This window comes from Vibrio sp. H11 (assembly GCF_004804295.1).
Classification (GTDB): Bacteria; Pseudomonadota; Gammaproteobacteria; order Enterobacterales; family Vibrionaceae; genus Vibrio; species Vibrio ostreae.
Window position 1 is genome coordinate 45387 of the sequence record NZ_SSHN01000007.1, and the last position, 14695, is coordinate 60081.

Here is a 14695-nt window from a genome sequence, read left to right on the forward strand (position 1 = left end):
TTGGTTAAAAACTACTTGGTTGGTTTAGGGCTAACTGCGTGCTTCGAAGCTAACGGCTTGGTTCAGGGCCAACAGGTAATAAGGTTTAAAATGGCAAAGTTACAATTTATTCTCTCTGTGGACGGAATGCCCGAAGATACGTTTGTGGTGACAGAGTACCGTGGCAAAGAATCGGTCTCTGACAGTGTGATGAGCGGTTGTGTCACCTGTTATGGCTTCCGTTATGAGATAGATTTAGCGAGCCGACAATCTGGCATTAAAGCGAGCCAGGTGGTGGATAAGTCGGCGCAACTGACCGTGTTAAGGAATGGCCAGCCGGTTCAGTTTGTTCATGGCATCGTGCGTCAATTCGGACAGGCGGATATTGGTCATCACCATACCTTTTACAACCTGACGTTAGTACCAGCGCTGGAACGTTTGTCACTCAGACAAAACAGCCGGATTTTCCAGCTGAAAACCGTTGAACAAATCATCACCACTATTTTGCAGGAAATGGGGATTGATAACTTTTCTTTCTCACTGAAGAGAACGCTCTCGCAAAGAGAGTTTTGTGTTCAGTACCGGGAGACGGATTTGGCGTTTGTGCATCGTCTTGCTGCTGAAGAAGGTCTGGTTTATCACATTCAGCAAAGCGATGGTAAACACACGGTATGTTTCAGCGATGACAGTGCCTTGATTGCTAAGTTCGCTCAACCTGTACCATACAACGGTTTGTCCGGCGGGCAGGTTGATGGCAGCTATGTGTCTTCATTCACTTTGGTCAATCAAAGTGAGCCCAGCCATCTGACGATGCAGGATTACAGCTTTAAAAAGCCGGACTACGGTTTTCTGCAGCAACAGTCAGGGACGGATCTGAGTTTTCAGCAATCAACCTATGAGCATTTTGATTATCCTGGTCGCTATAAAGACGATACCAGCGGTGCCGCGTTCAGTCGTATTCGGTTGGAATATCTGCGACGAGATGCCGTGCATGCTGTGGGTAAAAGTAATCATGCCGGTATTCAGGCCGGAATAAAGTTCGATCTCACCGACAATCTTGAGCCGAGCGCGAACCGAGACTGGCTGGTTGTTGAAGTCTCTCATCAGGGCACTCAGCCTCAGGCTCTTGAAGAAGAAGGGGGCTCCGGTCAGACATCCTATTCAAACCAGTTTAAGGTCATCCCGGCGAACCTGACCTGGCGAGCTGCACCTGTCGCCAAACCTCATGTCGATGGCCCGATGATTGGTGAGGTGGTCGGCCCGGCCGGTGAAGAGATTTTTTGTGATGAACATGGCCGGGTGAAAGTGCATTTTCCCTGGGACCGTGAAAGTCAACAAGATGAGCACAGCTCTTGCTGGGTGCGTGTATCCCAGGGGTGGGCAGGTGCTCAGTATGGTTTTGTTGCTATTCCCCGTATCGGGCATGAGGTTATTGTTTCATTTTTGCATGGCGATCCGGATCAGCCGATTATCACTGGCCGAACCTACCACGCAACCAACGTTGCACCATATCTGCTGCCGAATCATAAGACCCGTACAGTGTTAAAAACCCAAACCCATCAGGGGGAAGGTTCAAACGAAATTCGCTTCGAAGATCAGGCGTCCATCGAGCAGATTTATATTCACGCGCAGAAAGATCAGGATGTGGTGATTAACAATATTCATCGTGAGTCTGTCGGGCTGGATTTCCACTCTCATATTGGCCGCCACCAGTACGAACTGGTGACAGAGAATGTCCACCGCTCGATTGGTAAAAATGTCACCGAAGAGTTGGGACAAGATCACCATATCAAAGTGGGCCGCAACCTGGTGCAACGAGTTTTAGGTAAGATAAACCGTTGGGTAACCGGCGGAGTTATTTCCAAAATCGATGGTGGTGTCAGCACCCAGATCGCAGCATCTGAAGAGAAACAAATCGGCGCAAACCAACGTGTTGCAGTCAGCAATGAAAGTTATCTGAAAGCCGCGGACATTGTTTTAGATGCCGGCAATTCACTGACTATTAAAGGGCCGGGAGGCTTTATTAAATTAGACAGTGCAGGCGTTACTATCTCTGGGGCTAAAGTCAAAATTAACGATGGAGGCTCTCCGGGAACCGGGACAGCTCCTGCCGTCACTCAGCCAGATGAGCCGGACAAACCTCAGCAACCTGATGCGCCGGATAGGAGAGGGTAAATGCCAGGAGCGGCGAGATTAGGCGATACAGCGGGTGGGCACGGATGTTTTCCGCCTACTTCTATCATTGCTGGTAGCCCGGATGTCTTAATAAATGGCAAACCGGCGGCCAGAAAGGGTGATGCTGCCTTGTTGCACGCTTGCCCTTGCCCCTATAAACCACACGGACTGCATGGCCGGGCGATTAATGCCGGTTCCGGCTCCGTGTCGATTAACGGTCAGCCGGCGGCACGTATCGGTGACGCCATAGACTGTGGTGGTTCGGTGGCTTCCGGGTCGGGTGATGTCATTATCGGTGATACGCCTTATCAATCCAATACTCACGCCTGTGGTGAAGGTGCGGTTCTTGGGCAGTCGTTATTTTTGAAAATCACGCCGTTGGCGAAAAATGTCGAAGCCTTGTGGAACAGCCCGACATTTACCCCGCAGGCACTGGCTGCGTTGGCGGGCTCTCAGGCAATGAGCACCGCCGCCGATATCGCAGCGGAGAAAGCGGTGTCCACTCTGCCGCCATTAGCGCAGTCACTGGTTAAGGTTGTTCAGTCCGGGGCCTCTAAATTGCAGATGCTGGATGTACTTGAAACAGGCACCAGCAAAGCAGAGCGCCGTGAGGCGAGAAAAGCGATTACTCAGGCTGCGTCTGCCAATGATCCGCAGACAGCACAGCGCTTTAGCATGGATATGGACGCGGCCGAAAAAGCCATGTTGGCCGACCACGTTTACACACTAGACAAAGAGCGGAATACTTTGGAACCTCATCGCAAGCAAGTCGCGGAGGATTTTGACAATGATTCGGGCTGGAGTGTGGCGACGGAAGATGATCTGGCAGAGTTGGGTATACAGCAAAAAGATTTGACGGTGAAAGGTACAAACTTCCGATCACAGGTCTATATTCCGGACCCCGAAGTATTTGGTGAAAACGCTAAACCGACATTGGTGTTTCGAGGTACTGAAATGGACAGTGGCAGTGACTGGGTCAAAGGGAATTTGAGTCAGGGTGCATTGGGACGTTCATCTTATTATGAGCAAGCAATAAAGGTTGTGAGGCGAATGAAGAAAAAGAAAATTCCAATAGATATTGCAGGACATTCACTAGGCGGAGGATTAGCCTCCGCTGCGTCAAAAGCCTCGGGGTATCCTGCTACAACCTTTAATGCTGCCGGTCTGCACCGCAATACTGTAGCCAATTATGGCGTTGCATCAGAGAGGCAAAGTGCAGACAGCTTAGTCACCGGGTATCGAGTTGATGGTGAGGTTCTGACCAGAGTGCAAGAAACAACGCCTGTGCTGCGTCGCCTGGCTCCCTCGGCAGTGCGAAACGGTGCGCTGGAAACCACCTTACCCAAGTCGACCTTTATGCCAGATGTTAAGGCAGGAACGACAGAAGATAAGCGCGGTTCGGTCGCGCTGCATGGCATGGATCAAATGCGTGAATCGATAGAAGAGCGTAAAGTGGGCGACTTACACAAATTGGCAAGTGAGGTTTAAGCATTGATTAAATGGATAATAGTCACCGTCGTTGTGATTGTGTTCGCACTGGTAGCAAAAGGAGCTCTGACGAAAGTGAGTAATAAAATTAACCCGCAGGACCTGTTTTCCGGACCGATGCTCGAAGTCGCCAAAGCGGTTGACCGCGATGATATTGCCCAGGTAAAGCAACTGGCTGCGCAGTTGGATGATATTAATGCATTGGGTGAGCACGGAGTGACTTTGCTGGTGTATGCCGTGATCGCTGATAAACCTAAGTCCATCAAGGTGTTAATGGAACTGGGTAGTGATCCTGCTATTGATGTGCCGGAGCAAGGCAACGCAGGTTATATTGCGATGTGGCATCCGGATGCAAAAAGTTTAGAGGCGCTGCTGCAGGCAGGAATGGATCCAAACTTGAAGGAGGAAGGAGATGCGCTGATATTCCACTCTCACAATATTGACGAATCTAATTCATTACCTGTGTTGGTGAAATACGGCGCCGATGTTAATGCGCTTAATGAAAAGCAAGAGCCACCTATTTTCGATATGTTAATGGTTCAGTTTAAAAATGCGCTTTATTTACTAGACCATGGTGCAGATGGACATTTTGTCAGCCCTTCAGGTGAATCGGTTGCATATAATGTCGAATTCCAACTGAATGAATTGGATCCAAAGTCAGAAGCCTATCAGACGATGTTAACCATAAAGGAAAAACTCGTTGCCCAAGGCGTTAAGTTTCCCGCGCTGTCACCCTGGGGCGAGCGCTTCGTGCGTGACATCGTGTTTTGCAAAGAGCCTTTGGGTTATCGCCCGCGCAGTGAATGCAAAATTGAAGGCGTAAACCGATTTGTTAAAGAGCCTGCGGAAGACATTAAACGCCAGGATGAGATGATTCTGAAAGAGCGTTACGGAATCGAGCACCAGTTTTAACTGCGATGAGCAAAACAGGGCTGGTTATTGGTGTGTTGGTTTTACTTGGAGCGATTGGAGCCGGAGACATGACAAGTATGAACAGTAAGGTAAAGCCTAAAGAGCTGTTTTCCGGCCCGATGCTCGAAGTCGCCAAAGCGGTTGATCGCGATGATATTGCCCGGGTAAAGCAACTGGCTGGTCAGTTGGACGATATAAACGCTCTGGGTGAGCACGGAGTGACTTTGTTGGTGTATGCCGTGATCGCTGATAAACCTGAGTCCATCAAGGTGTTAATGGAACTGGGCAGTGATCCTGCTATTGATGTGCCGGAGCAAGGCAACGCAGGTTATATTGCGATGTGGCATCCGGATGCAAAAAGTTTAGAGGCGCTGCTGCAGGCAGGAATGGATCCAAATCTGAAGGAAGAAGGTGATGCGCTGATATTCCACTCTCACAATATTGACGAATCCAATTCATTACCTGTACTGGTGAAATACGGTGCCGATGTTAATTCTCTGAATGAAAAAGGCGAAACACCGATATTTGATATGATCAGAGCGCAACCCAAAAATGCATTGTTTCTGTTAGAGCATGGTGCTGATGGCAGTGCGGTCAGTCCTAGTGGTGTTTCGGTAGCTTATTCTTATGAGTTGAGAATGAAACGCATCGATGAGAAATCTGCGGTTTATCAGGTCATGACAGAAATAAAGCAAAAACTCATTGCCCAAGGGGTTAAGTTTCCCGCGCTGTCACCATGGGGCGAACGCTTCGTACGGGACATTGTGTTTTGCAAAGAGCCTTTGGGCTATCGTCCGCGCAGTGAATGCAAAATTGAAGGCGCTAACCGATTTGTTAAAGAGCCTGCGGAAGAAATTAAACGCCAGGATGAAATGATTCTGAAAGAGCGTTACGAAATCGTGCATGAGTTTTAATGGAACAAACGTCAGTGAGCTTATTTTCACCAATTCCCAGACATCCTAACTCGCTGTTTCCCTTGTTGTCTCAGGCGCAAGGCAAGCAAGTGTATTTACTGTTTGATCAAGTCCAGTTTACGCAAGGCAGGGAATTCTGGGACACGATGAAAAACCGACGTGATGTAGAATGGTGTTATTTACTTTCAGGTACTCCACTTGCGTACCTGGAAGAGGGATCACCTGTGCTGATCTCGGTCAGGGACGGTAATCCCGGAGAGACGCTTTATTACTGGCTATGTGAGCATCTGGAAGCCCCGGAGCGATTCGGTTTTATCGGAGTATATGATGGTTCACTGGCAGAGGTGCAGCGTCACTGGCAGAACTGGGTTTACTTTTGGGACAAAAATCAACGCTCAATGATGTTGCGCTTTTACGATATTGCGGCTTTTCCCCTTTGGTACGACATTCTGATGCCAGAGCAAAAACAAAAGTTTAAAGGTAAACATGAATCCATCGCTTTCTGCGAGCGCAGTGATGCGATTGATTTGTCATTATTTCAGTGGCCAGAACTGCCATATGAAGACGACCCTCAAGCCGCTTCGGTTTATCCGGTGCAACTGACTGCGGCGCAACATGAACAGTTTTTCTATCCGCAACGCATTGAAAGCCTGGTGGATGAACTCTTCCGCCGCTTAGCGCCAGATTACGCATGGCTGTTGCCACAAAGTATGGTTCGCCTGCGATTTCATGAAGGATTGGCGTTAGCCCGACAGCGCTACAACTTAGCAACGTCATTGGAGCGGGAAACCTATGCCCTGTATCGGTTTTACATTGCCGATCGCTTTGATGAACATCCGGAATTCATTCGTCTGATGAGTTTTTATTCTTTACGTGATGCCATTGGTCATTTTTACGATTTCTACCTTACGCATCAGGAAGACATGAGCGCCTATCGAACAGCGGGCTGGTTAGGGATTGAAGGGAAGGCGAGATTGATACCATGAACGAGCACCTGAAAGGGACGCAAACCATTATCAAACAAGAGTTGCAGACTTTGCTGGCACAGCCGGGCTGGTATTTAATGGCGGAGGCAGCGGTTAATGAATCGCTGTTAAGTGCTGTCCCTGAAGAAAAGTTTGCCCAGCGTCGCCTCTACTGGGATGAAATGGGTCAACAAAATTCGTCCATTTCTCCCTTTTTACTACCGCTTGATTGCTTTTCCCGGGCCGAGAAAAACATTACGCATGTTGCTCACTGGGGGATTGCTGTGCAGCTGCATGATGATTTTCAGTCGCTGACCACTGACCATCAGATCGATTTGATTCAAAAACATTTCCGCGCCTGGACATTGGTGGTGTTACCTGACGATCAGCAAGTATTGATGCGCCTGACGGACTGGGACATTTTTAATGTGTTATGGCGCTCAACAGATCCGGCGCACTTATCCGATTTACAGGGGCCTTTGAAACGTGTGGCTTACTGGCAGGCGGGTAACGATGCAGTCGCGGTCCGGGAAATGAGCGCCCCGCGCCAAACGAGACCCATGGTCATGCCGAATCGTTTATCTGAACGACAATATCAGGCATTAAGCGCGTGGGGAGATCGTCATGTGTATCAGCAATATCGCACCCACCTCTATCAACATCATCCGCAAACCCAGAACTGGGATGACGAAACGTTCAACCAGTACCTGCTGCGTAATGTGAACAGCGCTCATCAACTCGGCTTCTATCAACAAGCCGACGTGGTGGTGTATTTGAGTATTTCGTTGCTGCTGGGTGAGCAGTTTCATCAGTCAGATTGGGCACAGTCCATTCTTCAATCTCCACAGGTCATCGGCGATAAGAGTCGTATGGACCGATTATTGGCCGAAGCGGTGAATGCTTTAGGCGAGGACGCGACAGAATCATGAGTCAGGGTAAGCAAACTGAATTATTATCGAGCGCTCAAGCGGCTAAACAAAACTTTCAAACGGACAACGTGATCGACGGAGGCTGCGTCGAGTGTGGTTGTGAAGTGTTTGTGCATTACCATTACGATGATGGCCAGCCGATCAGCGATGCCTCGTTTGTACTGACAGACAGTAATCAGGCAGAGATTACGGGGAAGACTGACGCCAACGGCATGTTTAAAGTGCAGAACATGGGATGTGGAGCCTACGACCTGATGTTGGGTGAAGGCAGCGATGAATTTGAGCCACAACCCAAATTGCAAAATAACCCCGTCTTGCAGGACAACCCGGAATACGCGGTATTGGCTGGTGAATATTTTGCGTTGTTTACCCTGCTCAGAAAAGAAGGCTGCCTGGTATACGATGCGGATGACAGCAGTGATGAACATGTGGATGTGGATCGTGATACCTGGTTTGTACCGGATGAATACGAAAGTGCGTATGACCGCTTCTGGGAGTTGTCTGAGCAAATAAATAATGGCCCGATATCGCTGCGCCAGGCCGTAAATAAAATGCACAGCAGCCTGGCGGGAGAGCTCGCCGGCCGGGCTCAGGACAATAGCGCCATTTTGCTGTTTTGCCAAATTGCGTTGGGCTTTGTTCCTGTGGTCGGACAGGCTCTGGATCTCTATGACCTGGGCGATTGGGGCTGGCGCACTTATGAAGGTGATAACCTCGATAACTGGCACTGGGGCGAAGGTGCACTGGTGGCGATTGGTTTTGTTCCGGGATTGGGTGATGCGGCCAAGAAAACCGGTATGGCGATCATCGATGCGTTAAAGAAATCGGATTCACGAGCGATTCAACTGGCGATCAAGATGATTCGCAGCCTGTCTAACGGCAATATCGTGCAGTACCTTTCAGGGATAGCCAGCACGCTGAAAGAGTGCGGTGCAAAAGCGATACAATTGCTCGAAGACATCATTGCCGGCTTAGAACGCCTGGTAAGCCAGAGCAACAGCTGGATCATCCGGTTAGCTAAAGATGCCTTCCTTGGCTTGATTAACGCCATGGATACGCTGGCTAAGAAAGTGGATGCCATGGTTGACTGGCTGATTACTCAGGTGAATGAATTTATCAGCAAAGTCGTCACCCGGGTTTCCGGTACGCCGGCACGCAAAAATACACTCCGGGACGCTCAGCCGATGAACGCCGGGACGGCAAAACCTGCGCAGCGGCTGGAACCTGAGCAAAAATCGGGCAGTCATGAGCAAAGTGCGAACGATACCCAAAGCCGGGATGCAAAACAGAACACTAACTGCACCAACGAGTGTGGTACTGAACCTATCGATCTGAACACTGGTAAAATGTTTGAGCAGCGCACAGACTTTAGTGTCGACGGTCTGCTGGCGCTTGAACTGACCCGCTATTATCAGTCAACCGGTGAACGCGCCTCCGGCATTCTTGGCTCACTATGGCGTACCAACTGGGATATCGCGCTTGAGATTCAGGATGAACAAGTCGAGTTTGTGGATTACGACCATTCCAGAGCCTTGTTTGTATTGCCTGCGGATCAGCAGGAGCGTACCCGATCGATTAGGAAACCCGGCTGGACATTACAACGTGACGGGTTCGATCTGACGCTGACTCATGTATCAGGCATGCAATATCGTTTTGGGCATGCTGAGGGGAACGCATTAAAACTCAGTGCGCTGGGGGATGCATTTGGTCATCAGATCGAGTTTCTCTACGACAGAGACATACTGAAAGCGGTTGTCCTGCCTGACGGACGTTACATTAAAGTCAAATCACAGCGGCGCCGGGTTGATGCTCTGGTGTTGTTTAGTTCGCAAGATGAGATGTTGGAAACCCTGGCTACTTACCAATATGACCGCAAGGGTTGGCTGACGGCCGTGAGAGCGGCTCCGGGTCGTAACTTTGACTATCACTATGATGATAAAGGTTACTTAACTCGCTGGAATGATTTAGCCCATACCTGGGTTGAGCATGATTTTGACGAGCAGGGCCGGGCAATCGCTACCCGCTGTTCGGGCGATTTCTGGTGGGATAAAGTGCGTTACGACGATGAGCGCCACATTACTTACCACCGTGATGCCTTTGGTGGCGTGATTCAGTATCATCTCGATGAACGTAACCGCGCAGTTAAGGTCGTGGCGGCGGATGGCGCAGAGACATTACAAGAATGGCAAGGTGAGCTGCTGTCGGCGATTGTTAATCCGAACGGTGAACGCACTGAATATACGCACGACGAACTCGGTAATCTCACCTCGGTGACATTGCCTTCCGGTATTGCGCATCAATATCAGTATAACGAAAGCGGGCAACTGACGGCTTATATTAACCCTCTCGGGGCAAGCTGGCTGCTGGATTACCATTCTGCCGGTACACTGCAGTCGGTTACTGACCCGGATGGTCACCAATGGGAGTATGAGTACAACGAGCATGGCTTACGTACACTAAGCCGTGGGCCTGACGGTCTTGCCGTACATTATGACTATGATGATATTGGGCGTCTGATTGGCCTGCGCCCCGAGATGGGCGAGGCGGTGACCTTCACTTATGACGCTTTAGGGCGTTTATCGGCGCGGACCATAGGCGGCCAAACCCGCCGCTGGCGGTATGAAGACACGAAGCGTATGCCTGCGCAAGTGGTGTACGAGGATGGCACGCACGCCAGTTTCCAGTATGACATTGAAGGCAATCTGACTAAGGTCACGGATGCGATGGGTAACGCTTCGGCGTTTAGCTATGGCGCATTTGATAAATTGCTGACCGCGACGGACCCGATGGGTGCCGTTACCCAATATCATTACAACCCGATGGCTGAATTTGCCGGTGTGACCAACAGCCAGGGGCATCAATGGCGTTATGAGTTTGATGAATGTGGCCGAATTCATACCGAACGTCATTACGACGGCCGTACTGAATCGTACCGTTATGACTCAGCCGGTAGGCTGGTTGAACACATTAAACCCAACCAGCATGCCTTAACGTACCGCTACAATGCCGATGGTCAGCTGGTCGAAAATCACAGCTTGAATCCGCTTGGCGAGCAGACCGGACGTACCTGGTATGAATACGACGACGCAGGGCGTTTAATCAGCGCAGAAAATGGCGACATTGATGTCGTGATGGAGTACAGCCCCGGCGGGCAACTGCTTCAGGAATGCCTGGGTGGGGTCGCGCTGACACACCAATACGATAAAGCGGGATATCGCCAGCAACTCAGCGGGACACACACACTGCGCCAATACCAATGGCAGCAGGGCCAGCTGGCCGGGTTACAGGTTGGTGACCACCAAGCGCTTAACTTTGCGTACAACCCGATGGGGCTGGAGCAACAGCGCCTTAATGGGCAGGGGTTCCACCTGCATCACGACTGGGATGACAGAGGACGCCTGCAGGCCCAGCGTCTGGGCAGCAAAACCCTGACGGGTATGCCGGATGCGCTCAGAGAATATCACTATGATAAGCTTGATCGCTTAGTCGGTATTGATGACAGCCACTGGGGCAGTGAGCGATTTGAGTTGAACCGCAACGGTCAGATAACCAGCCGTACTCATACGCCGCAAAAAGGCAGCCAGTATCAGTTTGTCACCTTGTTTGGTTATGATAGCGAACTGAACTTAAATGAAACCGCCAGCGCTACACACTATACCGATACTGTGGTGCCCATCAGCCAGGCTGCGTTAAACAAAGCCGCCCGTCAATATGATAACGCGGGACGTGTGGTTCAGGTCGGGCGTTTTACTTACCATTACGATGAATGTGGCCGTGCGATTCAGAAAATTGAACGTAAAGATGGCTTCCGCCCGCAGGCAACGAACTTCAGTTGGGATGAGCACGACCGGTTAATCCGGATTGAACTGCCGAATGGTGAGCGCTGGCGTTACCGCTATGATGCTTTCGGGCGTCGGGTTGCCAAAGAGTGTGAGCGCGGCGCGCAAGCCAGTCAGCAGGTGCATTATCTGTACGACGGCGCACAGGTCATCCAGCAAACCCTGAAAACCGCCAATGGCGAGGCGCTGCAAAGTACAGAATACATTTATGAGCCCGGGTCATTCCGGCCGGTGGCACAGGTCAACACTCACCATCAATTGCAGACGGAAAAGCTGCACTATGTGGTGACCGACCACGCAGGCACACCCAGAGAGCTGTGTTCAGAAAATGGTGACATTGTCTGGCGTGGTGAGCAAGGTTTATGGCAAGGTCACCATCAGACATTGCAAAGCAATATCAAACAGTTATTTGAGGATGCGGCTAACGACCCGGTGCAGTGTGACCTACGTTACCAAGGTCAGATTGAAGATAAAGAATCCGGGCTTTACTATAACTTAAACCGTTACTATGATGCAGACAGCGGCCAATACCTCAGCTCAGACCCCATAGGAATGCTGGGCGGCCTGCGACCTCAGGCGTATGTGCATAACCCGATGGAATGGGTGGATCCGCTGGGGTTGACGGGGTGTTCAACAAAACTCGGTAAAAATATGATGGAATCGATGGGACTACCTAGATCTACTAAATGGGCAGGTTACCAAGCTCATCATGTTATACCTAAGCAGCTGAATGACCATCCTATTCTTAAAAAGATAGAGTACGATATTGATGCTCCAGAAAATGGTATTTTTTTACGAAAAGCGGATGATATGTCAAGTGCTATGGCAAGACACCAAGGTAATCACAATGGTTACACTAAAGCGATAAAAAATGCCTTAGATAAAATAGATTGTAATAGAAGTGTTGAGGATATTAAGAGGCAAGTTGCTAACATACAGAGTGTAGCCAAACAAGAAATGCAAAATGGTTTACCAATAAGATCTAAAGATCTTTCTCGTAATGGTGGAGAAGAGGGTAATCAAGTAGCATTGAAACTATGGAATAATGTTTTAGGAAATTGATATGCATAAATTAAGTGGTGAATTCATTAAAGAGCCAATTTTAAAAATATGTAATAATGAGATATTCGATAGTCATGAATGTTTAAAAGATGATCAAGTTCCGATTTATGATCAAGATATGGCTCTAAAATTATTTTATTCTCAGAGTGTTCCAAGTGGTTTTGTGGTTTTTCAAGATAGAATTGAAGATGAAGTTTCTAAGTTTTCTTTAAATGAAAGCTATGATGAGGCCGAGAATTATATAAATGATGTTACTCAGTATCGAACTAAGATATTTAGTGATTTAATGGTAAAATATAGAAAGAAAAAAGTAAAAAAAATAAACAATAAAAGTGAGGACTTTTACTTCGAAGTAATAGATGATTTATACTATATAATGAAAATGTTATCTATTCAAAGATATATAATTGGTTTTGATGAAAATAGCTTGTTAGAAAGGTTTTATGATGTGATCTGTACAGGCTATTTTCCATGTGGGTTGACACAAGAAAATAAATTGTGTGTTTTTGATTTTAAAAATATAAAATAATACCCATTTAAATTTTTGGTGATTACTATTTTCTTTAACTTTTATATTAAGTGCTAAGTATTATTTTTCATGAAGTACAGAGTATAAAAATCACTACGGCTATAATATTAGAAAGGAGCCATTAGGCTCCTTTACGCTTTGTTGTTTCTATCACGAACAGGCTCAGCAGAATAACTGAGCCTGTGTGAGTATCGCAATCAACGCTCTGTTGCTAAGCGGGACTGCGCAGTGAATTTGTGCAGGCGAATTGCCGCAGCGAGAACGACGATGGTTGGGATAATCCAACCCGCGTAGTAGCTGTACAGCGGCAGCCACTTGGTCAGAGTTGAGTCCGCTTGTTCAGGCATGCTGCCCAGGATGTGCAATGCATCCAGGCTGCCAAAGATCAGTGCAGTGGCTACGGTCACCAGAACGCCGGATACGGAAATGAAGCGCTTCAGCGGCGCAATCAGCAGCAGTGCGATCGCGATTGGGTGCAGTGCCACAACCGCTGGCAGGGTGATTTTCAGAAGCTGTTCCAGGCCCACGTTAGCCACCAGAGCAGCGATCACCATGCTGACAATCACGCTGTTACGGTAAGAGACTGACGGGAACGTTTTGCTGTAGAACTCACTACCGGCTGTCGTTACACCAATGATGGTGGTCAGACAGGCCAGAACCATGACCGCGCCCAGCAGAACCGTACCGAACACACCAAAGTGCATGGTCGTGAAGGCTGTCAGAATATCGCCGCCGTTGGTGAACGTGGTTGCACCGCCAGCGCTGGTTGCACCGATGTAGGCCAGCGCAATGTAGACTAAGGCCATCGCCACCGCGTACATACCGGCTGCAATCAGGGTGTATTTGGCAATCGCTTTCGGCTGGCTGACGCCCATGCTTTGAATCGCGCGGAAGATAACCCAGCCAAAGCCAATCGAACCTAGAGCATCCATGGTCATGTAACCCTGTGTGATACCTTCAGAGAACGCGTTATTAACGTACGTGCCGGTTGCCGTGCCAATTTCATGGGCAGGGAACAGCAGAGCGACCACAGACATCACAACCAGAATCGCCAGCAGAGCCGGCGTCAGCCATTTGCCCAGCGTGTCAATCAGTTTGCCTGGATAGAGCGAGAACAGAATCGCTGCGATACAGAACAGAACAGAGAACGGGATCAGGGCGCTGTCACCAAAGAACGGGCTGATGCCGAACTGGTAAGCGACGGTAATGGCGCGAGGTACCACGAACGCCGGACCAATTACGATAAATACCAGAATCCAGAAAGTGGTCGCAATCGGGCGTGGCAGTACAGAAGTCAGGTTATCAGAGCCGCCGACCAGCGCGACGATGACCAGAGCAAAGGCAGGTAAACCTACACCTGCCAGCAAAAAGCCAGCCATGCCCTGAAACAGATGTTCACCGGCCTGATAGCCCAAAAATGGTGGGAAAATAAGGTTGCCCGCGCCTAAATACATGGCGAAGGTCATAAAGCCCAAAGCGGCAATGTTGCGTGCACTTAACATACTCTTCCTCAACATGTCGGATGGGAAGCGGCTGCTGAGTGAGCGTGGAGGCGTCTCTGCCAGCAACTTCGACCGACAGAAAAATAAATGGCCTGTCAGCTCCGGTGTAATAGACCCAGAGAGAGCAGGAGGAGCCGATCAGACGCAATCGCTTGTTTGCAACGGTGCAACAGACAAATTGTGGTAGCGGCGAATGACATACTCAGTCCTGGCTGACAGTAAGTTCCGGAGAGTTAATCTCTCCTGTGTGGCGCCGTTATAAACGTATACCCTATAACGTGGCAACCCTTTAACCAGTAAATGGTGGATATTTCTAATTATTTGATTTTGGTTGGAATAATTAACTGATTATCGACTAATTAACCAAAACGAACAACTTAACACTTTTGCAATATTATCTA

The 14695-nt window shown here is 49.1% G+C and carries 9 protein-coding genes; 8 read left to right on the plus strand and 1 reads right to left on the minus strand.

Annotated elements, in window-relative coordinates; translation table 11 throughout:
• Window positions 1-90: 90 nt before the first annotated feature.
• From tssI to E6C74_RS12355, 8 genes are all read left to right on the plus strand, one after another.
• Entirely contained in the window at window positions 91-2154 is a 2064-nt protein-coding gene (gene tssI / locus E6C74_RS12320) for a type VI secretion system tip protein TssI/VgrG (protein ID WP_136485600.1), read from the plus strand.
• Complete coding sequence (locus E6C74_RS12325) at window positions 2155-3642, plus strand: PAAR domain-containing protein (RefSeq protein WP_136485602.1); 1488 nt, start codon at window positions 2155-2157, stop codon at window positions 3640-3642. It abuts the gene before it with no gap.
• Between the two features lie 117 nt (window positions 3643-3759).
• Window positions 3760-4554, plus strand: a complete 795-nt coding sequence (locus E6C74_RS12330) for an ankyrin repeat domain-containing protein (protein WP_136485604.1) — start codon at window positions 3760-3762, stop codon at window positions 4552-4554.
• A gap of 77 nt (window positions 4555-4631) precedes the next feature.
• Window positions 4632-5468: an ankyrin repeat domain-containing protein gene (locus E6C74_RS12335; RefSeq protein WP_136485606.1), complete on the plus strand. Its 837-nt coding sequence runs from the start codon at window positions 4632-4634 to the stop codon at window positions 5466-5468.
• A complete protein-coding gene (locus E6C74_RS12340) occupies window positions 5468-6454 on the plus strand; it encodes a DUF4123 domain-containing protein (protein ID WP_136485608.1) in 987 nt (328 codons plus the stop codon). The genes E6C74_RS12335 and E6C74_RS12340 overlap by 1 nt, the downstream gene beginning before the upstream one ends.
• Window positions 6451-7362, plus strand: a complete 912-nt coding sequence (locus E6C74_RS12345) for a DUF4123 domain-containing protein (protein WP_136485610.1) — start codon at window positions 6451-6453, stop codon at window positions 7360-7362. The genes E6C74_RS12340 and E6C74_RS12345 overlap by 4 nt, the downstream gene beginning before the upstream one ends.
• Window positions 7359-12263 carry an AHH domain-containing protein gene (locus E6C74_RS12350; RefSeq protein WP_136485613.1) on the plus strand — a complete coding sequence of 1635 codons (4905 nt, stop codon included), beginning with the start codon at window positions 7359-7361 and terminating at the stop codon, window positions 12261-12263. The genes E6C74_RS12345 and E6C74_RS12350 overlap by 4 nt, the downstream gene beginning before the upstream one ends.
• Window position 12264: 1 nt before the next feature.
• The gene (locus E6C74_RS12355) at window positions 12265-12792 is read left to right on the plus strand and encodes a hypothetical protein (RefSeq protein ID WP_136485615.1); all 528 of its coding nucleotides are present in this window, start codon (window positions 12265-12267) and stop codon (window positions 12790-12792) included.
• A gap of 197 nt (window positions 12793-12989) precedes the next feature.
• Here the strand turns inward: E6C74_RS12355 and brnQ are convergent, their stop codons facing one another.
• On the minus strand, window positions 12990-14294 hold the full coding sequence (gene brnQ, locus E6C74_RS12360; protein ID WP_136485617.1) for a branched-chain amino acid transport system II carrier protein: 1305 nt from the start codon (window positions 14292-14294) through the stop codon (window positions 12990-12992).
• Window positions 14295-14695 lie beyond the last annotated feature (401 nt).